Consider the following 20,330-nt stretch of genomic DNA (forward strand, 5'->3'; position numbering starts at 1 on the left):
TGATGAAAATTGAAAAAGCCATCATTTACGGATTTGGCAAACACCAGGATGTAAGCATTGAATTGAACGGCCGGATGAACCTCTTTTACGGAGCCAATGAAGCCGGCAAAACGACCATTCAGCAATTTATTGTCCAGACTTTATTCGGCTATCCGCTTCGTACACAGAACCTGCAGCGGTATGAACCGAAAGCAGGAGGGAAATACGGCGGGCAATTGCATATCACCGACCCCGTCTACGGCAAAGTCGTTATCGAAAGAGTGAAAGGTAAAGCGGCTGGAGAAGTCACCGTCTATTTTGAAGACGGCACGCGCGGATCGGATGCTGAATTGAAAATGCTTTTGAGGGATTACGACCGGTCGGCTTTTGAATCGGTATTTTCTTTTTCCATCCACGAACTGCAAGGCTTGGAAAAAATGACGGAAGACGAATTGAGCCGAACTTTACTGGCTTCCGGGACTACCGGCATCGATGCCATTACCAAACTTGAAGACCGCGTGGAAAAAGAAATGGCCGGCATTTTTAAGAAAACAGGGCGCAACCCTGAAATCAATCAATTGGTTGAAGAACTCCGTGTGATGGAGGCGGAGCTGAAAGAGCTTCGAAGCCGTGCCGAACTTTATAGTCCTTATCTAGAACGCCTTCGTGAAATAGAACAGCGCCTCCTTTTGATCAATAAAGAAGAAGATGAAGCAAGCGAGGAAATGAAGAAAATCGAAAAGCAGCGGCAGGCTGCACCGTTGATTGAAAAAGAAAGAATGCTTCAAAGCGAATTGGACTCGTTGACTGTAACCGCATTCCCTTCCGATGGACAGCGGCGGATGGACCGGTTAATGGACCGGTTGTCTGAAGCAAAGGCGCGAAAAGCGTTTCTTGAAAAAGAAGCGGAACGCACGACGGTTCAAGAGAACGGACACACAGACATCGGGCCTTTGAATGCCTTGCTAGCGCGAGAATCGGAATGGCATCAATTGCGTTCCGTACTTCGCCAAAAGCAGGAAGAAGCCATTCGTTTGGAAGATGACCGGAGACGCCTTCTTTCCTTAATCGGAATAGAGGAAGCAACAGCGCTTCAAGCAGACGTTTCCTTGAGCCGTGAGGAAGAATTGATCCTGCTCGTTCAGCAAGCCGAAAGGGAAGAAGAAGAAAATCGCTACGCGGACCGGAAAGTGGCAGAAGAAAAAACGAAGCTTGCCGAAACCGAAAAAGAGCTGAAAATTTTCCTCGCGAATGAACCTAGTGAAAGCGATCGAAGAATGGCTGAAGAGTGGCAAGCGATTGCCCATAAAGTGGCTGAAGCGAAAGCAGCAAAAAACGCACAAAAATCCGCCAGCAGCCAGACAGTGAATTACGCGATGACGGGAATTGGAGTGCTTACACTCATCATCGGTTTAGGGCAATCGAATTACCTTGTGGCGGTTATCGGCTTTTTAGCAGCCATAGGAGGGCTTTGGCTGATGCTGAAAAACCGGAAGCCCGAAACGCTTGAATCCGAACAGGAAGCTTTATTAAGCCGTTATAGCGGCAAAGAAACGGAATATGCGGCTTTGATTGCTAAATTGGACAGCTATGACCGTAAATTGGATGGCTATATAGAGCAAGTAGAAGCAGCGAAGCGCTCTATCGGCAAACTTTCCAAAGAAAGCCGCAGTGAACAGGCGCGCTTAGCGTATGAGCATTTCTTGCGAAACTTAGGCCTGCCGCAAAATGCAAGCCGGTCGACAGTCTTGGGCCTTTTTGAGAAACTGCGGGAAATCCATGCTGTTTCGCTAAAAGAGAAGCGGTTGAAGGCGGAAATCGCAGCGCTTGAAAAGGAGCAGGCAGATTGGCTCGCACATGTAGAATCTTTGCTTGATCAGCCTGTGCCAGCCGATGAATTGTATGCCGTGTTGCGCGCAGAAATGAACAAACGGCAGGAGCAGCGCGCGGCTGTGGAAAAATTACAGGAAAAGGCGGCAGCTGTCCAAGAAGAACTCGAACAACTCCATGCCCTCAACCGGCAAATTGATGGAGAACAACAGGTCTTGCTGGCAGAAGCCAATGCACAGAACGTGGATGAGTTTTATTTACTGGGTGATGAGTGGCTGAAGAAAGAGCAAATTGAAAAAGAAATGGCATCGATTCAATCGCAGCTGCAAGCGCTTGGAAATTTCTCGAAAGCAGATGAAGAGCGTTGGGGCGAGTCGAATATCCAGAAGCTTGAATCAGATCTGCAGCGGCTGAAAGAAGAGCGGCGAGCTCTTTTGGGTGAACAGGCTGAAAAACAACAATTCACGAAGCAGTTGTTGACCGATGAAGCTTACGAAACTCAATTGCAGCTATTCAATGAAAAGAAAGAAGAATTGGCGGACATGGCGAAAAGATGGTCTGCAGGAAAAGCGATTACAGAAGCGATTAAACAGACGATGGATGAATTAAAAGAAAAGAGTTTGCCCGCTGCCATTCAAAAAGCACAAGTTTATTTTGAGAAATTGACTTCCGGTTCCTATACGGGAATGGAAATGACGCAAGAAGGGTATTTCGAAGCGGTGCGAAAAGACGGCATGCGATTCCACATAGCAGAGCTGAGCCAAGCAACAAAAGAACAGGCGTATCTGTCCTTGCGGCTGTCACTGGCTGTATCGATGGCCAAAAGCCATCCGTTCCCGATCATCATGGATGATCCGTTTGTTCATTTTGATCGCCGGCGGCTCCAGCAAATGATAAACTTAATAACAGAGCTGCAAGAAGACCACCAGTTCGTCTACTTTACGTGTCATGAAATGATGCAGCAGGTTTGGCCTGATGCTTATGTAATAGACGTGGCTACTATCGAAAGGAGTGTATATTCATGAGCAAAGGAATCACACAGCGAGCGGTTGGCGAAACCATCGATGAATTTTTGCTGATCAAGCAATCGGTCAAAGGCGTTACGACCACCGGAAATCCCTTTATGTCTTTAGTGCTGCAAGATAAAAGCGGAGACATTGAAGCGAAATTATGGGATACAAAAGATGAACATGAAAAGCTATTTGCAGCAGAGACGATTGTCCGAGTAGGAGGGGAAATCCACAACTACCGCGGCAAAAACCAATTGCGGATTAAGAGCATCCGTCCGGCAAAGCCGGAAGAAAACCAGTCCATAGCGGATTTGATGCCGTCTTCCGAGAAAAGCACGGATGAATTATTCGAAGAAGTGATGCAGTATTTATTTGAAATGGAAAACCCGCAGATTCAGCGGATTACACGTCATATCTTAAAGAAATACCAGCAGCCGTTTTTGACATTTCCTGCCGCTACGAGAAATCACCATGATTATGCGTCCGGTTTAGCGGATCATGTGGTTTCCATGCTGAAACTGGGGAAAGCACTTTGCGAAATTTACCCATCCCTGAACAAAGATCTTTTATATGCAGGAATCATTTTGCATGATGTCGGCAAGGTATTTGAGTTGTCTGGCCCGATTGCAACGACTTATACACTTGAAGGCAATTTGCTTGGCCATATTTCAATCATGGTTACGGAAATTTCCAAAACAGCAGATGAGTTGGAAATCAGCAGCGAAGAAGTTCTATTGCTTCAGCATATGATCCTTTCCCATCACGGCAAAGAAGAGTGGGGGAGCCCGAAAAAACCGATGATCAAAGAAGCGGAGATGCTGCATTATATCGACAATATCGACGCGAAAATGATGATGCTCGACCGGGCGCTCGGCAAGACAAAAGCAGGCGAGTTTACAGAACGCCTTTTCCCGCTCGATAACCGTTCGTTCTATAAACCGACGATTGAATAAAAAGAAGCCCTTTGCCGACTAGGCAAAGGGCTTTCTTCATAGACTTATTCAGCCGGTGTTTCTTCAGTTGGAGCCTCTTCAGTTGGAGCTTCCGCGTTCATGATATCGTCGAAGGCACCTTTAAGGTCTTCATCTTTGATATCGATGTCTGCATCTTCCATCATTTTCGCGATTTTAGGGATCAACGCTTCTTGGTCTGCTTTTCCAACAGCCAATTCTTTGCGGATTTGGTCTTTTTGGTCTTCAAGAGCAGGCTGATCTTCCACTTGGCGTTTTTCCATTACTTGAATGATGTGGAAACCATGCTGTGATTGAACAGGAGCACTGATTTCTTCCACTTCTAAAGCATAAGCCGCATCTTCAAATTCAGGAACCATCGCGCCAGTTCCGAACCAGTCAAGGCTGCCGCCGTTTGCTGCAGATCCTGGATCTGTTGAGTACTTTTCAGCTAATTTAGCGAAGTCGCCGCCTTCATCCAATTCTTTTTTCACTTTGTTCGCTGTTTCTTCATCTGCTACAAGGATATGGCGCGCATTCAGTTCAGTTCCTTGGCGCTCATATTGTGCTTGGATTTCTTCGTCTGTCACGTCTACACCGTCAGTCAATGCTTTTTCCTGCAATAGGTTCAAACGGATGACTTTGCGGTAGCTGTCTTCTGTTTGATTGTTTTGCTGAAGGAACTGTTCAAAGCTTTCGCCTAGCTGCTCTTCAGATTTTTTGTATTCTGCGTCGACTTCTTTGTCCGTCACTTCGTACTTGTCAGAAAGTACTTTTTCGATCATAAGGACTTGAACTGCTTGATCGCCGACAGAAGTTTTCATTTCATTGTATAACTCGTTTTCTGTGATATCGCCAACTTTAGAAGAGACAACAACTTCTCCTTCAGAACCGTTATCGCTGCATGCGCCTAATACTAAAACGGATGCGGCTAAAGACAATGTTAATAGTGATTTCTTCATAATTATTCGCTCCCAACTTTCTATCTTGATGCCGTTAGTTACTATAACATAAACGTTTTAAAAATCAAAAAGTTTCTATGTCAAAAGAAAAAGCCCAAATGCCTAGGGCAAATGAACTTATGGAGTAAATTCTACGCCTACATATAATGATACCAATAAGATGGTAATTAATATATTGATTGTACGGAAAATTTTCTGATGGTTTTCTTCAGGAATTTCCCTAGACGTAACAAGAGCTAAGGTCATTCGGTTGATCTGGAACAAGTAAAATACGGAAAACATTACTACAAATGCGACTATCATGGATTTCCTCCCCTCTATACTTAGCTATTAGTATAACAAAGACGAGAGGAAAAAACAGGATTAGACTATTGCTTCCGGAACCAAGATTTCATATCCGGTTTCCGTTTCCTCGATTAAAGCGTCTTTTGGTGAATGCGCCAGATTCCGGAGATAGATCAAGTCCGTTAAGCACAAGCCGCAATGATAAGCGAGCAGCATGGCAAAATAATGGCTGTATACAGGCATTGAGATACTAAGAATAATAATGATCGCGTTGATCAATAAGAACGGGCTCAGCAAAGTGAATAAAAAACGTTTCTTGGAAACAGGTTCTTTAATATGCAAGGAAAACATCGGGAAAACCTTAAAGCTTTTTTTCACAACCAATTTGATGCATTTACGGCAGCCGACCAAAGGCAAAAAGTGAAATGCCTTATGAAGCGGATAAACGGCTAAAATCGCCAAGATGAAAAAGAAGAAATTCTGGTCGGACAAAGGATCAGAATACAAGATGTTCAACACAATATAAAAGCTCATGAAAACACCGAGCCCCATAAGTGCAGAAAGCATATAAACACGATCGAGTCCGTATTGTTTTTTTAAATTGATGGTTTTCCAGCAATGCATTATTTGCATCTCCTAAAAGTAGATTGCTCTTTTGAGTCGATACATACAATACAATGATTTAGCGATAAAAGCAAGACAGATTCATATTAAATTTTAGACAGCGTTTTCACTGCTTTTCAATTGCTTCAATCACATGATTTTCTTCGTTGAATTTGTTCTCGATATTTTTAAAGGAAGCTTCAAAAATCTCCATGAAATCATCGCCGTAAATATTGCGGATCAAGGCCATGATATCCAAAAACTCCGGGAATTTCCCGTAAAGATTCCGAATCGGCAAGGAACCATCAATAACGGAGTGGGGAGTGTCATGGTATCGTTCGATCATCTCCTGCATCAGTTCTTCGCCTTTTGGCGTCAATTCGACATATGTATTGCGTTTGTCGGTATCGCGTTTTGAAAAAGCGAGAAGCTCACGTTCTTCTAATTTCTTTGAAAAGTTAAAGGCAGTGGACACATGCATAACCCCAAATTTAGCAACGTCCGAAATAGAAGCCCCTTTTAAATGGTAAGAAATCCATAAAATGTGGTGTTCATTAATATTCAAGTTATAAGGTTTTATCCACAATTGCCAATCTTTTTCAACAGCTTTCCATAAGGCTTTCGATAATTGCCCGATGCGCTGGCTAAACAACATAGCCTCTTTCATCGTGTATTCGCGTTCATTCATTTCAGCACCAACTTTCCCCCAGAAAGATTTTTCTTTATTATAGCAATAAAGCAAACCTTATTAAAGTGTGAATAATAAAAAAATTTCCGAATAGAAAAGTGGAAGTGCCCGTCAAGCTCTGACAGGCATAAGACAGGCAGCCGAAGCGGCGTTCTTTGCCGCACAGGGGAATGGGAGTTTCAAAAGCTTATAGGAAGTCGAGGCCTTCAGACAACCAATGTCCGGATAACAAAAAAAACTGCCAAATGGCAGTTTCACTTGTCGTCCCTATCATCTGAATCGTGATCAGAGCTGTCGTTTTTTCCTTTATTGTCTTTTTTATCTTTTGAAATAGCATTCTGCAATTCCTCAATCGAATTTTGAATAGCCAAAATTTCTAGTTGTAAATGTTCTTTGGCAGGAGCTGTTCCTTCTTGCCAGTTTTCCATTGAAGCTTTTAAGCCATCCGCTGTTGCTGGAAATTGCGTTTTGGCTTCCGCCGATAATGTGGCGATGGATTCTTTCAGCCCGTTCACTTTTTCTTTAACATCTGCAAGTTTCTCTTTCCAATCGGAAGATGTTGTTTTTACAGAAGTGCGAAGTTCTTTCCCCGATTGTGGTGTTGAAAATAATGTGGCTGCAGCTCCGGCTGCTAACCCTGTTGCAAGCCCTAAAAAAAATGTCGATGCTTTCATCGGCAAACGCCCCTTTCATCTATACCGTTCTTTTCCTCTATTTTACTTAATTAAAACATAAAGGTGAATGGGGATTCAATGAAAAAAAGCTTTTCAAGGAGAATGTCCTTGAAAAGCTTTGGATTATGCTGATTGAGTGACAGCTGTTTCGAATTTCGAACGTCTTACTAAAGTAAGGACAATCGGATAAATAAATGTGAAAGCGACACCGTTCAGCAGCATTGCAGGCAGCACCACTGTAGTGAAGAGAATCCCGAAAGGAATATCTGCACCAATGATGAAGATGGCAGATGACAGGAAAACGGTTCCTGACAATACCGTGCCTCCCGCACAAAGGGCGATGGCTACCGGCAATTTTTGCACGATTTTCTTTAAGATTAGAACAAATGCCAAAAAGACAAAGGCCGTAATGAATTTATCAAGGATATTTGGAACAAATCCTCCTGGGAAAGTTGAAAACAGTCCAGAAATCACGCCAGTAGTTACGGCAAGCAAAAATACAGATTTAACATTTGGGAATAACAAGATTCCGATAAACATCATCGTCAACATGAAATCCGGTTTCATGCCTCCGCTAAACCCTGGGATGATCACATATAGCGCAGCCCCAACACTGACCAATAAGGCCATTAAAACTAAATTCTTCGTATTCATTTCTCATCTCTCCTCAGCTCGACTCTTTTTTTGCTTTTTCCCGCACGTGCCCTCGTGGCCGCCGGCGAAAAAACTTATTCTGATTCTATCCTTTATAAGGTGCGAAAGCAAGCATTTAAGCCAATTTTTCCTTTACCTGTTCCGCTAGTTCCTGAATCCGTTCAGTTGTGAATTCTTTTTCTTTTGTCATCCATTTTGCGCCGAAGCCGTCCGTCTCGCCGTAGCGGGGAATGAAGTGGAGGTGGAAATGGAAAACGCTTTGGCCTGCTTTAGCGCCGTTATTGTTTAATAAGTTCATGCCTTCCGGTTCAAATGTCTCTTTGATGGCTGCGGCAATTTTCGGTGCGACACTGAAGAGGTTCGAAGCTTCTTCCGGCGTCATGTCGTATACAAATTCACGATGCGTTTTTGGAATTAAGAGCGTGTGGCCTTTAGATAGCGGCATGATGTCCATAAAAGCATAAACATGCTCGTCTTCATAAACCTTCACACTCGGGATTTCTCCGGCAATAATTTTGCAGAAAATACAATTTGTCATTGTCATCATCCTTTCCATTTTAATCAGTTTAACATATTTCATTTCTCTCAAAAGAAATCATTCAGGAGATTTGATACAATAGTGGAAAGAAAGAGGTGTTGAGATTGGCAATTTTGGAAGTCCAGTCGCTGACCGGGGGCTATACACGCAAACCCGTTTTGCAAGATGTGACATTTTCGATTAATAAAGGGGAATTGGTCGGCTTGATCGGCTTAAATGGAGCCGGGAAAAGTACGACGATCAAGCATATCATCGGCTTGATGGAACCAAAATCAGGAGAAATCCGTTTGAACGGCAAAAAGTTTGAAGAAGATATGGATGTTTATCGTTCATCCTTTTCCTATATCCCAGAAACGCCGGTTCTATACGAAGAGTTGACGCTGCGCGAACATTTGGAACTGACGGCCATGGCCTATAATATCGAACCGGCCCGTTTTGAAAAACGTTCAGCTGAACTATTGAAGGAATTCCGGATGGAGAAACGCTTGAAATGGTTTCCTTCCCATTTCTCGAAAGGGATGCGCCAGAAAGTCATGATCATGAGCGCGTTCTTAGTGGACCCGGCTTTGTATATCATTGACGAACCATTTGTCGGGCTTGACCCGCTCGGCATCAAATCATTGCTCGACCAAATGGAGAAGCAAAAGAAAAAAGGGGCTTCTGTACTCATGTCGACGCACATCCTTTCCACGGCTGAACGCTATTGCGACCGCATCATTCTCTTGCACAATGGCCGCATTCGGGCGGTTGGAACCATGAAGGATCTGCGGAAAGCATTTGATATGCCGGATGCTTCATTAGATGATTTATATATTGCGATGACTGAGGATGCTGTCAATGAAGAACTTGCATGAGGTATGGGATAACCGGCTTCAAAAATACATGCGGGAAGTCCAAAATTATTTAAAATATATTTTCACGGGCCATATCGCAGTTGTGCTTCTTTTTGCCATCGGCGCGGCTGGCTACGCCTATAGCGAATGGGTGCAGAACGTGCCGCCGGATTTCCCCGGTGCATGGCTCATGGCTTTTGTTTTTGCCTTATTACTGGCATTCAGTGCACCTTCGACTCTATTGAAGGAAGCGGATATGGTGTACTTTTTGCCGCTTGAAAGCAAACTGGACGAATTTTTAAAACCGGCGCTGAAATGGTCGTTTTTCTCGCAATTGTATTTGCCGGTGATTGCGTTTATCGTGTCATTGCCGATGGTCAATGCGTTATACGGTTTGCCGTCGTCTTTATTGATCGGATTGCCGATATTGCTTTTGCTGATCAAATGGTGGAACATCCAAACTGAATTTTCGTTCCGTAAAGCAAAAGCGGGAAGAGACGCCTGGCTTGACCGGCTGGTCCGTTTTGTTTTCGTGCTGCTCTTTGTCTATTTTTACGTAATCGGCAATTTGCTGATTGCCGTATTATTTTTGTTTGCCATGATTGTCTACGGCAGATGGGTGAAGGGGCAAGCGACTGGAAAAGCTTTTCCTTACGAGCATTTCATCCGGCTTGAAGAAAACCGGATGCTGCGGTTCTATCAATTCGCGAATTATTTTACAGACGTCCCGCATATCAAAGGAAAAGTGAAAGAGCGGGCTTGGCTAAACTGGATTTACCGTTTGGTTAAAAATGGTCCGCATAACGCGCATTTCTATTTGATTTTACGGACTTTTATCCGGTCGGATGAATTGTTCTATTTATGGCTTCGCTTGACGGCCATTTCGATGGCAGGGGCTTGGCTGATCCCGTTTCCAACGGCCATTGCCATTTTTATCGCTGCCTTAGCCTTTGCTTCCAGTATCCAAATTTGGCAGGGCTTAAATCAGAAACAGCATTTCCGCATGGATAATTTATTCCCATTGACGGCATTCAGCCGAGAGCAGGCGGTCGGAAAACTGGTGTTGATTCTTCAAAGCATCCAAGCGGTGCTTGTGGCTATCGTTTTGCTGATAGCAGGAGAATTTATCGTAGCATTGATCGCATTTGCTGCAGTTCTAGTTGTTTCCTCTATTACTTTAGCTTTTGCGAAGAAGAAAAAATGAAAAAAAGGGTTGTCCCAGAATTGAACTGCGCCCCATTTAATGGACAGTTTATAAAAAAGGTACCCTGCAGCTAGGCTGCGATTAGATGACTTCGGTATTGTGCCGGAGTCATCTTTTTTAGATTCCATTGCTTGCGCGTTCCATTGTAATACTCCATGTACTCATCCACCAGCCCTTTCAGTTCATCCAGGCTGGTTGCTTGTTTAAAATCGACATCATCTTTAAAGTGACCAAAAAATGATTCGATGGGGGCGTTGTCGAGGCAATTGCCCCGGCGGGACATGGATTGGGTCAACTTCAGTTCCTTCACACGTTGTTGGTATTCGGGATGGGTGTAGTGAAAGCCTTGATCGGAATGAATCATCGCTTCCGGGTGAACATTGCCATCCAACGCTTCCTTCAATTTCTTCAACGTACGGTAAACAATTTCCATCGTGAGCGTCGTCGTGACTTCATAGGCGACGATTTCACGGGTGGCGACATCTTTTACGGCGGACAGATACGCCATTTGCCCCGAACGGTTGGGCAGATACGTGATATCAGTGACGAATACCTTGCCGGGTTCATCTTGTTCAAACTCGCGGTTTAACAAGTTCGGACATACGGTGTGTTCTTGTGTGGCTTTGGCGATTTGCTTATAGGGATTCGCTCGCCGGATTTTGGCAAAAAGATTGAATTTGCGCATGAGACGCAGGATCTTCTTGTGGTTCATAGGCGTTTCCAACAGTTCAGTGAGTACCATATAAAAGGTGCGATACCCGATTTTCCCCCGATGCGCATCGTAGATGCTTTTGAGCAACTGGTAGTCCTGGTAGTCTTGTTCTTCGCGAATGGCGTGCTGTTCCGTTTTCTCTAGCCAGGCGTAATAGCCACTCCGGCTGACCCTCGCTGTGCGGCAAAGAGTTTCCACCAAATTCTTCAGTTGGAATTTCCGGACCACTGTGTTGATCGCTTCGAATTTTTCCGCTGGGGTCAGCTGCGTTTCTTCGCCTGCCTCTCGAGCTCCTCGAGCTTTTTTAGCAACTCATTTTCCGCTTCCAGATATTTGATACGTGCTTCCGCTTTCTCCAGCTTCTTCTCCGCCGAGAGATCTTTGGTGGAAGGGCGGCCGGTACTGCCTTTTCCACGACGCTCTTCAAAAAAGCCTTCTTCTCCATACGTTCTAAACGTCGTCCGCCAACGGTTCAAAGAAGACGTCGCTTTTTTTGAACCGATAACCGTTAAATCAAAACCACTTTCACTAAAGATTTGGGCAGGGCCTTTGCCCGCTAAGTTCTCTTTCACGGCATGGATTTTGAATTCCGGCGTGTACTGAATCGCCCGATCGGATACGGAAGCGACATTCGGATTCGCCTCCAAGACCCGTTGTTGGTGTTCGTTGAATATAATTTTACTCATATGATCTTCTCCCGTCCAAGTTAGCTAAATTTAGTATACCGGGGTCTGAAAACAGAAAAAACCCCAAATGGGGTCACTTTTTTTAAAGTGTCTACCATTTGGGGTTCAGTTCAAATTTTTGGGACAACCCTTTTTTATTCGTGGAAATTCAACGCCGCTGACCCTAAGGTTTTGGCAGCCAAAAGCATTGCTTCTTCTTTAAAATCGAATTTCGGATGATGATGCGGGTAGACAGCGCCGTCCGGCATCGCGCCGGTAAAGAAAAAGGTGCCGGGAATTTCCTGCAGGTAATAAGCGAAATCTTCGCCTCCCATTTGCGGAGGGCAATTATAGACTTCATTGACTCCTGGAACGGCTTCAGCGATTTTCTTTACATACATCGTCTCTGCTTCGTGGTTGACGACAGCAGGATAGCCTCTAGAAAAAGTGAAATCACTATGGCTATCGGTGGCGATATTCGTTCCATCCACCACGCGCTGCATCTCTTTTTCCATCAGCAATCGTGTTTCTTCCGTAAAGGTCCGCACCGTTCCGGAAAGGAGAGCATGGTCTGCGATGATATTATAAGGATTTTCCGCTACAAATGAAGTGACGGATAATACAGCGGACTCGAGCGGATCCACACGGCGAGCCACAAGCTGTTGGAGGTTGTTGACGATTTGTGAGCCAATGACCACGGCATCTTTTGTTTCATGCGGCATCGCGCCATGGCCGCCGCGGCCCTGTACTTTTATCGTGAAGCTATCCGCTGCCGCCATAACCGGCCCAATACGGTAGTCGATGCGGCCGTACGGGGTCGTTGACCAGAGATGTGTACCAAAAATGACATCGACGCCTTCTAAAACACCCGCTTCAATCATCGGTTTCGCGCCTCCTGGAGCGAGCTCTTCCGCATGCTGATGAATTAATCGATAAGTGCCTTTCAGTTCGTTGCGCATTTCATGGAGTGTTTTTCCAAGAACCAATAAAGTTGCCGTATGGCCATCGTGGCCACAGGCATGCATTACACCGGGCACTTGTGATTTATAAGGGACGTTTTCTTTCAAATCCTGAATGGGCAGGGCATCAAAATCTGCGCGCAAAGCCACAGTTTTTCCAGGTTTTGCACCTCGAATGGTGGCTACTACACCGTTGCCGCCAACTCCGTGTTTTACTTCGATCCCTAATTGTTCATAATAATTGCGGATATAGGCAGCGGTTTTGGATTCGTGGAAGGAAGGTTCCGGATTCATATGCAAATAGCGGCGGATCTCCACCATTTCTGGATAGCGTTCTTCTAGTTGTTTATATAGTTTTTCAAGCATTTCTGAATCTCCCTTCAATAGTCGAAATTGTTATACTATAATCATAGCATATTAAATCGGACAGAACGGATGGGAATATAAGGAAGACCAGCAATCTAAAGTTGTACTGAACGGAAAAAGAGAGAGCACAAGGCTCTCTCTTTAATAGTTGAAATTCAGGAAAGTGGCCACAAAGTAAATGATCACCATTAAGATAGAAGGAACCGAATAAACCGTGCTGGACAATGTTTTCTTCTGAGTCAAAGCGTAAATGGTCAAAAGTGACATAGCCAATACGCCGAGTGCGATAATCATATGCGCCCCGGAAACTGCTGATAGGATAGGGCCGGCTGTATATACGGGATCAGAAATCGCTAAAATAATCATGTTGAAAATATTGCTTCCCAAAATTGCGCCGACTGCCATATTGACATTATTCAACCGCAACGCGACGAATACAGAAATGGCTTCCGGCAATGAAGTGGTGGCGGCAATCAGAAAACTGCCGATAAAGCTGGAGCCGATTCCGGTAATGACCGCAATTTCATCTCCAGTGATTGAAAGGGCAGTACCGGTTCCAAGAACGACCAAGGCGGCAAGGATGAATCGGATGACAGCGGCTCTTGCTGATAAATCTCCGCTTGGGTTATTCGGCTCTTGTTCTGAAACTGCTGCTTCTTCTATAGAAGCATCTTGTGATTGAAGCTTATTGATGACGACCATACCGACAATATAGGCGATGGCGATAATTAATGCATCCAGTCCGATTCCGAGGAAGGAAATATCGATTCGCAGCCATAAAGAAAGAATGACGAGTACGGTCAGTAACAAGCCGAGAAATGCCGTATACAAATGGTCTTTGCTGGCTCGTTCCAAAATCCGTCTGCGGCGCAGCAGGAAATCAAAAGATGCCAGGATAAATAAATTAAATAAATTGGAGCCGATCATATTGCCGACTGCGATGTCGGCATTGCCGATGGCTGCAGCAGAAAAGCTTGTCGAAACTTCAGGAAGGGAAGTCGCTCCTGCAAGAAGCAAAGTACCTACCATCATTCCGCCCATCGCAGTTTTCTCGCTGATGACATCTGCGTATTGCGATAATTTGATCGAAGCGATTACGGTCACAATTGCAGCTAAGACAAAGTAAACAAAAACCATTTAGTTTCCTCCAGTCATGTATGTATGTGGAGAGCCTCAAAAAATGAGGCTCACTTGATTAATCGTCTTGTGGCTTTGCTTTGTAGGTTTTGATATAGGAAGAGCCCGAAAAGATATTCTGCCGTTTTTCAGCCGGAGCATCTGCCGGTCTATCATGCGCTTTTGAAAAAGCTTGGGATTCTTTCCATTTTTCAAAGAAAGCAGGAGACTCCCATTCCGTCAACACGACGTACGTATCCGAATCGGTAGGACGCAGCACGCGGAATGCGACATAGCCGGGTTCATTTTCGATTGCGCCAGCCCGGTTTTTAAAACGATGTTCAAAAATTGGACGGCCTTCATCCGTTACCGGAATATGGTTCATAACGAAAAAGCCTTTTTCTTTAAATGTACCGGTTCCATCGACTACTTCATAACGCCGCGGCGTCTGGAAAATAGTTCTCCCTTCCGTTTCATGGAGCAGCAAAGTCGTATTCTCCCCTTGCATCAGCACCATTGTTTCCTGCGGGTGCTTTTCTCTCATGTTCTTCATGAATTCATAAGTTCCTGTGGTCATAAATAAATTCATCCAAAATACCTCCTCATTCTATATTCTAATCTTATTCTTCCCTTATCTAAAAACATAAAACGCTTTATGTACAAGCTGTGAAGCGAGAAGAGTCTAATTTATGACATTTCCTTAAGGAATCTATACAATAGGAAGCGGAGCGTCTATAGTAAATACGGATAATGAAATAGAACGCAGTGGAAGATAAGATTGAAGGGATGAATAAAAACATGACAGCATTTAACGACACGTACTTAAGAGCTGCCCGCGGAGAAAAAACGGAACATACACCGGTATGGTATATGCGCCAAGCTGGCCGTTCACAGCCGGAATACCGCAAGATTAAAGAGAAATACTCACTTGAACAAATTACGCATCAGCCAGAGCTTTGCGCTTATGTGACAAAGCTTCCTGTCGATCAATACAATGTGGATGCAGCGATTCTTTATAAAGACATCGTGACGCCGCTGCCGGCAATCGGCGTAGACGTTGAAATCAAAGCTGGAGTTGGTCCGGTTATCGATAACCCGATCCGTACAATGGCAGATATTCAGCGCCTCGGCGAAATCAACCCGGAGCAGGACGTCGATTTCGTTCTTGAGACCATCCGTATTTTGACGCAAGAACAATTGAATGTGCCGCTTATCGGCTTTTCAGGCGCACCATTTACTTTAGCGAGCTATATGATTGAAGGCGGACCATCGAAAAGCTATAACAAAACAAAAGCGATGATGGCATCTGAGCCTGAAATGTGGTTTGCATTAATGGATAAATTGGCAGATACCATCATCCCTTACGTAAAAGCGCAAGTAAAAGCGGGAGCAAAAGCTGTTCAAATTTTCGATTCATGGGTAGGGGCTTTGAATGTAGAAGATTACCGCATTTTCATTAAGCCGGTCATGGATCGGATTTTTGCAGAACTTCGGACAGAAGGCGTACCTTTGACGATTTTTGGCGTTGGTGCGAGCCACTTGGCGAAAGAATGGCACGACCTGCCAGTAGATGTGGTCGGCCTCGATTGGAGATTGCCGATTTCTGAAGCACGTGCAATGGGATTGACGAAAACCTTGCAAGGGAACTTCGACCCTTCATTCTTGCTGGCTGATTGGCCGGTAATTGAAGAGCGCGTGAAAAAGATTTTGGATATGGGCTTGCAGCAAGACGGCCATATCTTCAACCTAGGCCACGGCGTATTCCCGGAAGTACAGCCGGATACTTTGAAACGTTTAACAGCATTTGTGCATGAGTACAGTGCTGCCTATAAAGCAAATAATTAATTGAAGCAAAAATTTCTTATGAGGTGATTAAATTGAAAAAGACAATGGGATTATTGGTAATGGCTTATGGTACACCATACGAAGAAGCGGATATTGAGCGTTATTACACGCATATTCGCCATGGCCGCAAACCAAGCGAAGAAAGCTTGGAAGATTTGCGCAGCCGCTATAAAGCAATCGGAGGATTGTCTCCGCTTGCGAAAATCACACAAGACCAGGCAGATGCTTTAGGCGCTCGTTTGAACGAAGTGCAAGATGAAATCGACTTTAAAGTTTACCTTGGATTAAAACATATTGAACCATTCGTAGAAGACGGAGTAGCAGCAATGGCACGCGACGGCATCAAAGAAGCTGTATCGATTGTCCTTGCACCGCATTTCTCTACATTCTCTGTTAAGTCGTATAATGGCCGTGCAGCAGAAGCTGCTGAAAAAGCAGGAATTGAGTTAGTGTCAGTGGAAAGCTGGTACACTGAGCCGAAATTCATCCAATATTGGAGCGAAAAAGTAAGTGCAACTTTCGCTGGAATGTCAGAAGAAGAACGTGCAAAATCTTGCTTGATCGTTTCTGCGCATTCATTGCCTGAGAAAATCATTGCAAATGGCGATCCTTATCCGGAACAATTGAAAGAAACAGCAGCTTTGATTGCTGGAGCGGCAGGCGTGGAAAATGTTGAAGTAGGTTGGCAAAGTGCCGGCCAAACACCAGAACCTTGGATCGGACCGGACGTGCAGGATCTGACTCGCGAATTATACGAACAAAAAGGCTATACGTCGTTTGTTTATACGCCAGTCGGCTTTGTAGCGGACCATTTAGAAGTATTATTCGACAATGACTATGAATGTAAAGTGGTATGCGATGAAATCGGCGCAACTTACCACCGTCCAGAAATGCCGAACGTCCAGCCATTATTCATCGATGGCCTTACAGATGTGGTATTGAAAAAACTGGCAGAATAATAATTGAATCGGGAGTGAATCTGAAACGTGACAGAGCGGACGCTGAAAGCAGCAGTCGTGGGCGGAGGAATTTCGGGCCTGTCTGCTGCATACTATTTACAAAAACAAGCGAAAGAGCAAGGCATTTCGTTGGATCTCACAATTATTGAAGCGGTGCATCGCTTAGGCGGGAAAATCCAGACGCTTCATAGAGACGGTTTTGTAATTGAGCGTGGGCCAGACTCGTTTCTTTCCCGCACAGAAAATATTAATGATTTGGCTAAAGAATTAGGAATTGAACATAAGTTGATAGCCAGTGGAGCAGGCGAAAGCTTTGTCATGGTTGAAGATCAATTGCATCCTATTCCGAAAGGGTCCGTCATGGGCGTCCCTACGGAATGGGGGCCATTTATCGCCTCGCATTTATCTTCGTGGAGTGGGAAATTTCGTGCGGCGGCTGACTTAGTCATGCCGAAATCTGCCGAATCCGCTGACCAGCCGCTTGGCAAATTCATGCGCCGCCGTTTCGGAAAAGAATTGGTGGAGAATTTAATCGAACCGATTTTCTCCGGCCTGTACGGTGGAGACATCGACCGCATGAGCCTAGCTTCCACATTTCCGGCTTTCTATCAAATTGAGCAAAAACATCGCAGCTTAATTGCAGGCGTGAAAAAAGACAATTCTCTGAACGTGGACTCCTTTACAACAACGAGTGAAGGGATCTTTCAAACATTCGAGAATGGTATGCAAACATTGATCGATGCTTTAGAAAAGGCTTTATCAGATTGCACTATCCTCAAAGGTGTGAAAGTCGATAAGATTCGGCGCGAGCAGGACAAAGCGCTTCTCCATTTGAATAATGATTCGGATCTTCTAGTGGATGAAGTGATTTTCGCGCTTCCCCATGAAAAAATCCAGCCTCTATTTGAATCGTTCGGCTTGTTGGGGAATTTGAAAGAAATGCCATCAACTTCAGTGGCTACTGTTTCAGTGGCCTTTTCACGAGAGGCCATTGATTCTTCTGCCACAGATGGCATGGGATTTGTGGTTTCCAGAAACAGTGAGTTCACCATTACAAAATGTTTGGCTATGCATACAAAATGGCCAGCCCATGTTCCTGCCGGCAAGATGCTTTTTAAAGCATTTGTCGGACGGACAGGGGACGAAGCAGTAGTCGATTTATCAGACCGGGAAATAGAAAGAATGGTGCTGGAAGATTTGCGGAAAGCGATTCCGATTTCCGGGGAACCTGACTTTACGATTGTCACCCGCTGGAATAATTCAATGCCGCAATATCAAGTTGGCCACGAGGCCCGCACCCAAGCAGCCAAACAAGACTTGGAAAAAGCATTCCCGATGGTTCAATTGATTGGCAGTTCTTTTGAAGGAGGCGGCATGCCCGCTTGCGCCCAGCAAGGGCAGGCAGCAGCACTGGAAGCCATCAAGCGATTCCAGTCGAAGAAATGAATGCGGAGGTAAAAGCATGAAGAAATTATTATGGCTCGGCATGCCGATATTATTACTGGCAGCTTGCGGATCGAATGACGACGATTCAGCTGGTGCCGGGGATTCAACCCAAATTGTAGAAGTGGAAATCACGACACCACAGGAAGCGGAAGTGGCGGAAGAAGTCACATTATCTGTGACTGTTACACAAGGAAGCGAAACGGTAGAAGACGCAGACGAAGTCGTCTATGAAGTTTGGCAATCCGGTGACCGCGACAACAGTGAAATGATTGAAGCTGAACATACAGAAGACGGAATCTATGAAGCAGAAACCGTTTTTGAAGAAGAAGGCCTGTATTATATGCAGGCCCATACCACAGCCCGCCGCCTACACGTAATGCCGAAACAGGAAATCACGGTCGGCGATCCGGATCCAGCTTCTATCGTTCCAGATAGCAGCGATGATTCTGAGGGAATGGATAAGATGGATATGGATGAACATTCCGGCCATTGATACAGCAAAAAGGCAAGAACCCGATATGGGCGCTTGCCTTTTTTATGTGTTCTTTATTACGTTCGCTGTTCTGTCTTCTGCCTGTCGGAGCTGACCAGCCGCCTCCGCTTTTCTGTGTCCAGACTCCAGCGGCTAGCTCCTCGGGTCATAAGCCCGCCCAGCTGTGCGGCAAAGAGCGCCACTTCGCTGTTCTGTCTTCTGCCTGTCGGAGCTGACCAGCCGCTTCCGCTTTTCTGTACTATAACTCTTTGCAGGAATCACATTTGCTTCCGTAGCATTCGTGCTGTTCTTCAATCTTTTCTCCACATGTTACGCATTGTTTCGGCGGCAAGTTCTTGAAAAATTCGACTACGTTCTCAATCATTCATTCCAGCTCCTTTGTTATAGTACTGTTATGTTTTATTGAATTGTATTATAACAGTTTTGATTCGTCAACCCTAAACCATGAAATTTTTTAAATTATCCGTTAAACTATACAAAGTAGAGAAGTTAAAGGAGAGAGATTATGTATTTCGTAGACAATAAAGGCATTACAGACCCGCGCATTAACTTGGCAATTGAAGAGTATCTATTAAAGACAATGGACGTAGAGAAAGATTCGTTCTTGCTGTTCTACATTAACGAACCTTCGATCATCATCGGGAAAAACCAGAACACTTCTGAGGAGATCAATACCGATTATGTCGATTCGAACGGCATCCATGTAGTACGCCGCTTGTCCGGCGGTGGCGCGGTTTACCACGATCTTGGCAACTTGAATTACAGTTTCATCACAGTGGATGACGGCAATAGCTTCCGCAACTTCCGCAAGTTCACGGAGCCGGTTGTGCAAGCGCTTCAGTCGCTTGGGGTGGATGCAGAGCTTTCAGGGCGCAATGACTTGATGGTGGCAGGACGCAAAATTTCAGGAAATGCCCAGTTTTCTACGAGAGGCCGCATGTTCAGCCATGGAACATTAATGTTCGATACGGAAGTGGATGCAGTCGTATCGGCTTTAAAAGTCAGCAAAGAAAAAATCGAATCAAAAGGCATCAAATCAATCCGCAGCCGAGTAGCGAACATTTCTGAATTCCTGCAAGAGCCGATGTCTGTCACTGAATTCCGGGCTGCTATCTTAAATTCCCTTTTTGAAGGCGAAGAAAATGTGAAGTACTGGGAATTGACGGATGAAGATTGGGAAAACATCCGTGCCTTATCTGCAGAACGCTACGGCAACTGGGATTGGAATTACGGAAAATCTCCAAAATTCAATATGAAGCATTCGCACCGGTTCCCGGTCGGCGGCATCGATGTTCGTTTGCAAGTTGAAAACGGGACAGTCCAAGCTGCCAATATTTATGGCGACTTTTTCGGTGTCGGTGATGTCGAGGAAATTGAACAAGCGATCACTGGCGTCAAATACGAACGGGCTTCATTAAACGAAGCCATCAGTGGATTTGATATTCCAAAATATCTAGGCGGCATTACGAAAGAAGAGTTTTTGAAATTAATTTATTAAGAATTCATGAAGAGCCTGCTTTTAAGCAGGCTCTTTTGTTAAAATGGAAATAAAACGGAAA

General features: G+C 44.8%; 21 protein-coding genes. 9 read left to right on the top strand and 12 right to left on the bottom strand.

Going from position 1 to position 20,330, the window contains the following annotated elements; genetic code table 11:
* Nucleotides 1–2 precede the first annotated feature (2 nt).
* Nucleotides 3–2,834 carry an ATP-binding protein gene (locus AC2EXB_RS05630; RefSeq protein WP_483604042.1) on the top strand — a complete coding sequence of 944 codons (2,832 nt, stop codon included), beginning with the start codon at nt 3–5 and terminating at the stop codon, nt 2,832–2,834.
* The gene (gene yhaM, locus AC2EXB_RS05635; RefSeq protein WP_235198654.1) at nt 2,831–3,772 is read left to right on the top strand and encodes a 3'-5' exoribonuclease YhaM; all 942 of its coding nucleotides are present in this window, start codon (nt 2,831–2,833) and stop codon (nt 3,770–3,772) included. The genes AC2EXB_RS05630 and yhaM overlap by 4 nt, the downstream gene beginning before the upstream one ends.
* Before the next feature lie 44 nt (nt 3,773–3,816).
* On the opposite strand, the gene AC2EXB_RS05640 is transcribed toward yhaM, so the two are convergent.
* The 7 genes from AC2EXB_RS05640 to AC2EXB_RS05670 form a co-directional block, all read right to left on the bottom strand.
* Nucleotides 3,817–4,731 (bottom strand): peptidylprolyl isomerase, encoded by a 915-nt coding sequence (locus AC2EXB_RS05640; RefSeq protein ID WP_483604043.1) that lies wholly within the window; start codon nt 4,729–4,731, stop codon nt 3,817–3,819.
* Nucleotides 4,732–4,848: 117 nt separating this feature from the next.
* Nucleotides 4,849–5,034, bottom strand: a complete 186-nt coding sequence (locus AC2EXB_RS05645; RefSeq protein ID WP_235198656.1) for a hypothetical protein — start codon at nt 5,032–5,034, stop codon at nt 4,849–4,851.
* A 60-nt stretch (nt 5,035–5,094) separates the two neighbouring features.
* A complete protein-coding gene (locus AC2EXB_RS05650; protein ID WP_235198657.1) occupies nt 5,095–5,640 on the bottom strand; it encodes a DUF3267 domain-containing protein in 546 nt (181 codons plus the stop codon).
* A gap of 106 nt (nt 5,641–5,746) precedes the next feature.
* Nucleotides 5,747–6,307, bottom strand: coding sequence for an HTH-type transcriptional regulator Hpr (locus tag AC2EXB_RS05655; RefSeq protein WP_483604044.1), 561 nt, complete (start codon nt 6,305–6,307; stop codon nt 5,747–5,749).
* A gap of 254 nt (nt 6,308–6,561) precedes the next feature.
* Entirely contained in the window at nt 6,562–6,981 is a 420-nt protein-coding gene (locus AC2EXB_RS05660; protein ID WP_483604045.1) for a YtxH domain-containing protein, read from the bottom strand.
* 123 nt (nt 6,982–7,104) lie between these two features.
* Entirely contained in the window at nt 7,105–7,635 is a 531-nt protein-coding gene (locus tag AC2EXB_RS05665) for a tryptophan transporter (RefSeq protein ID WP_483604046.1), read from the bottom strand.
* A gap of 115 nt (nt 7,636–7,750) precedes the next feature.
* Nucleotides 7,751–8,173 (bottom strand): HIT family protein, encoded by a 423-nt coding sequence (locus tag AC2EXB_RS05670; protein WP_483604047.1) that lies wholly within the window; start codon nt 8,171–8,173, stop codon nt 7,751–7,753.
* 104 nt (nt 8,174–8,277) lie between these two features.
* Between AC2EXB_RS05670 and AC2EXB_RS05675 the strand changes: the two genes are divergently transcribed.
* Both AC2EXB_RS05675 and AC2EXB_RS05680 read left to right on the top strand, forming a co-directional pair.
* Nucleotides 8,278–9,027 (top strand): ABC transporter ATP-binding protein, encoded by a 750-nt coding sequence (locus AC2EXB_RS05675; protein ID WP_483604048.1) that lies wholly within the window; start codon nt 8,278–8,280, stop codon nt 9,025–9,027.
* On the top strand, nt 9,011–10,210 hold the full coding sequence (locus tag AC2EXB_RS05680; protein WP_483604049.1) for an ABC transporter permease: 1,200 nt from the start codon (nt 9,011–9,013) through the stop codon (nt 10,208–10,210). The genes AC2EXB_RS05675 and AC2EXB_RS05680 overlap by 17 nt, the downstream gene beginning before the upstream one ends.
* A gap of 70 nt (nt 10,211–10,280) precedes the next feature.
* Here the strand turns inward: AC2EXB_RS05680 and AC2EXB_RS05685 are convergent.
* The 4 genes from AC2EXB_RS05685 to AC2EXB_RS05700 form a co-directional block, all read right to left on the bottom strand.
* Nucleotides 10,281–11,608 (bottom strand): IS3 family transposase gene (locus tag AC2EXB_RS05685; RefSeq protein WP_483604050.1). Its coding sequence is split into 2 segments (ribosomal slippage): nt 10,281–11,230 and nt 11,230–11,608, totalling 1,329 coding nucleotides; the frame shifts between segments, so codons are not numbered across the junction.
* A 134-nt stretch (nt 11,609–11,742) separates the two neighbouring features.
* Entirely contained in the window at nt 11,743–12,912 is a 1,170-nt protein-coding gene (locus tag AC2EXB_RS05690) for a M20 family metallopeptidase (protein ID WP_483604051.1), read from the bottom strand.
* Nucleotides 12,913–13,053: 141 nt separating this feature from the next.
* Nucleotides 13,054–14,049: a sodium:calcium antiporter gene (locus AC2EXB_RS05695; RefSeq protein WP_483604052.1), complete on the bottom strand. Its 996-nt coding sequence runs from the start codon at nt 14,047–14,049 to the stop codon at nt 13,054–13,056.
* 58 nt (nt 14,050–14,107) lie between these two features.
* Complete coding sequence (locus AC2EXB_RS05700) at nt 14,108–14,617, bottom strand: antibiotic biosynthesis monooxygenase family protein (protein WP_483604053.1); 510 nt, start codon at nt 14,615–14,617, stop codon at nt 14,108–14,110.
* A gap of 209 nt (nt 14,618–14,826) precedes the next feature.
* On the opposite strand from AC2EXB_RS05700, the gene hemE reads away from it, so the two are divergent.
* The 4 genes from hemE to AC2EXB_RS05720 are packed head-to-tail and all read left to right on the top strand — an operon-like array spanning nt 14,827 to nt 18,771.
* Nucleotides 14,827–15,873, top strand: coding sequence for a uroporphyrinogen decarboxylase (gene hemE, locus AC2EXB_RS05705; protein ID WP_483604054.1), 1,047 nt, complete (start codon nt 14,827–14,829; stop codon nt 15,871–15,873).
* Nucleotides 15,874–15,917: 44 nt separating this feature from the next.
* Nucleotides 15,918–16,832 (top strand): ferrochelatase, encoded by a 915-nt coding sequence (gene hemH, locus AC2EXB_RS05710; protein ID WP_483604723.1) that lies wholly within the window; start codon nt 15,918–15,920, stop codon nt 16,830–16,832.
* Nucleotides 16,833–16,859: 27 nt separating this feature from the next.
* Nucleotides 16,860–18,278 carry a protoporphyrinogen oxidase gene (gene hemY, locus AC2EXB_RS05715; RefSeq protein ID WP_483604055.1) on the top strand — a complete coding sequence of 473 codons (1,419 nt, stop codon included), beginning with the start codon at nt 16,860–16,862 and terminating at the stop codon, nt 18,276–18,278.
* A 16-nt stretch (nt 18,279–18,294) separates the two neighbouring features.
* On the top strand, nt 18,295–18,771 hold the full coding sequence (locus AC2EXB_RS05720) for a FixH family protein (protein WP_483604056.1): 477 nt from the start codon (nt 18,295–18,297) through the stop codon (nt 18,769–18,771).
* Nucleotides 18,772–19,009: 238 nt separating this feature from the next.
* Here the strand turns inward: AC2EXB_RS05720 and yhfH are convergent, their stop codons facing one another.
* Complete coding sequence (yhfH, locus tag AC2EXB_RS05725; protein WP_235198667.1) at nt 19,010–19,135, bottom strand: protein YhfH; 126 nt, start codon at nt 19,133–19,135, stop codon at nt 19,010–19,012.
* Between the two features lie 141 nt (nt 19,136–19,276).
* On the opposite strand from yhfH, the gene lplA reads away from it, so the two are divergent.
* The gene (gene lplA / locus AC2EXB_RS05730; RefSeq protein WP_483604057.1) at nt 19,277–20,269 is read left to right on the top strand and encodes a lipoate--protein ligase; all 993 of its coding nucleotides are present in this window, start codon (nt 19,277–19,279) and stop codon (nt 20,267–20,269) included.
* Nucleotides 20,270–20,330: the final 61 nt, after the last annotated feature.

This window comes from Planococcus alkaliphilus (genome assembly GCF_057031095.1).

Coding starts and splice junctions, on each gene's coding strand:
- AC2EXB_RS05630 (WP_483604042.1), top strand. CDS start 3: ATGAAAATTGAAAAAGCCATCATTTACGGATTTGGCAAACACCAGGAT.
- yhaM (WP_235198654.1), top strand. CDS start 2,831: ATGAGCAAAGGAATCACACAGCGAGCGGTTGGCGAAACCATCGATGAA.
- AC2EXB_RS05640 (WP_483604043.1), bottom strand. CDS start 4,731: ATGAAGAAATCACTATTAACATTGTCTTTAGCCGCATCCGTTTTAGTA.
- AC2EXB_RS05645 (WP_235198656.1), bottom strand. CDS start 5,034: ATGATAGTCGCATTTGTAGTAATGTTTTCCGTATTTTACTTGTTCCAG.
- AC2EXB_RS05650 (WP_235198657.1), bottom strand. CDS start 5,640: ATGCATTGCTGGAAAACCATCAATTTAAAAAAACAATACGGACTCGAT.
- AC2EXB_RS05655 (WP_483604044.1), bottom strand. CDS start 6,307: ATGAATGAACGCGAATACACGATGAAAGAGGCTATGTTGTTTAGCCAG.
- AC2EXB_RS05660 (WP_483604045.1), bottom strand. CDS start 6,981: ATGAAAGCATCGACATTTTTTTTAGGGCTTGCAACAGGGTTAGCAGCC.
- AC2EXB_RS05665 (WP_483604046.1), bottom strand. CDS start 7,635: ATGAATACGAAGAATTTAGTTTTAATGGCCTTATTGGTCAGTGTTGGG.
- AC2EXB_RS05670 (WP_483604047.1), bottom strand. CDS start 8,173: ATGACAAATTGTATTTTCTGCAAAATTATTGCCGGAGAAATCCCGAGT.
- AC2EXB_RS05680 (WP_483604049.1), top strand. CDS start 9,011: ATGAAGAACTTGCATGAGGTATGGGATAACCGGCTTCAAAAATACATG.
- AC2EXB_RS05690 (WP_483604051.1), bottom strand. CDS start 12,912: ATGCTTGAAAAACTATATAAACAACTAGAAGAACGCTATCCAGAAATG.
- AC2EXB_RS05695 (WP_483604052.1), bottom strand. CDS start 14,049: ATGGTTTTTGTTTACTTTGTCTTAGCTGCAATTGTGACCGTAATCGCT.
- AC2EXB_RS05700 (WP_483604053.1), bottom strand. CDS start 14,617: ATGAATTTATTTATGACCACAGGAACTTATGAATTCATGAAGAACATG.
- hemE (WP_483604054.1), top strand. CDS start 14,827: ATGACAGCATTTAACGACACGTACTTAAGAGCTGCCCGCGGAGAAAAA.
- hemH (WP_483604723.1), top strand. CDS start 15,918: ATGGGATTATTGGTAATGGCTTATGGTACACCATACGAAGAAGCGGAT.
- AC2EXB_RS05720 (WP_483604056.1), top strand. CDS start 18,295: ATGAAGAAATTATTATGGCTCGGCATGCCGATATTATTACTGGCAGCT.
- yhfH (WP_235198667.1), bottom strand. CDS start 19,135: ATGATTGAGAACGTAGTCGAATTTTTCAAGAACTTGCCGCCGAAACAA.
- lplA (WP_483604057.1), top strand. CDS start 19,277: ATGTATTTCGTAGACAATAAAGGCATTACAGACCCGCGCATTAACTTG.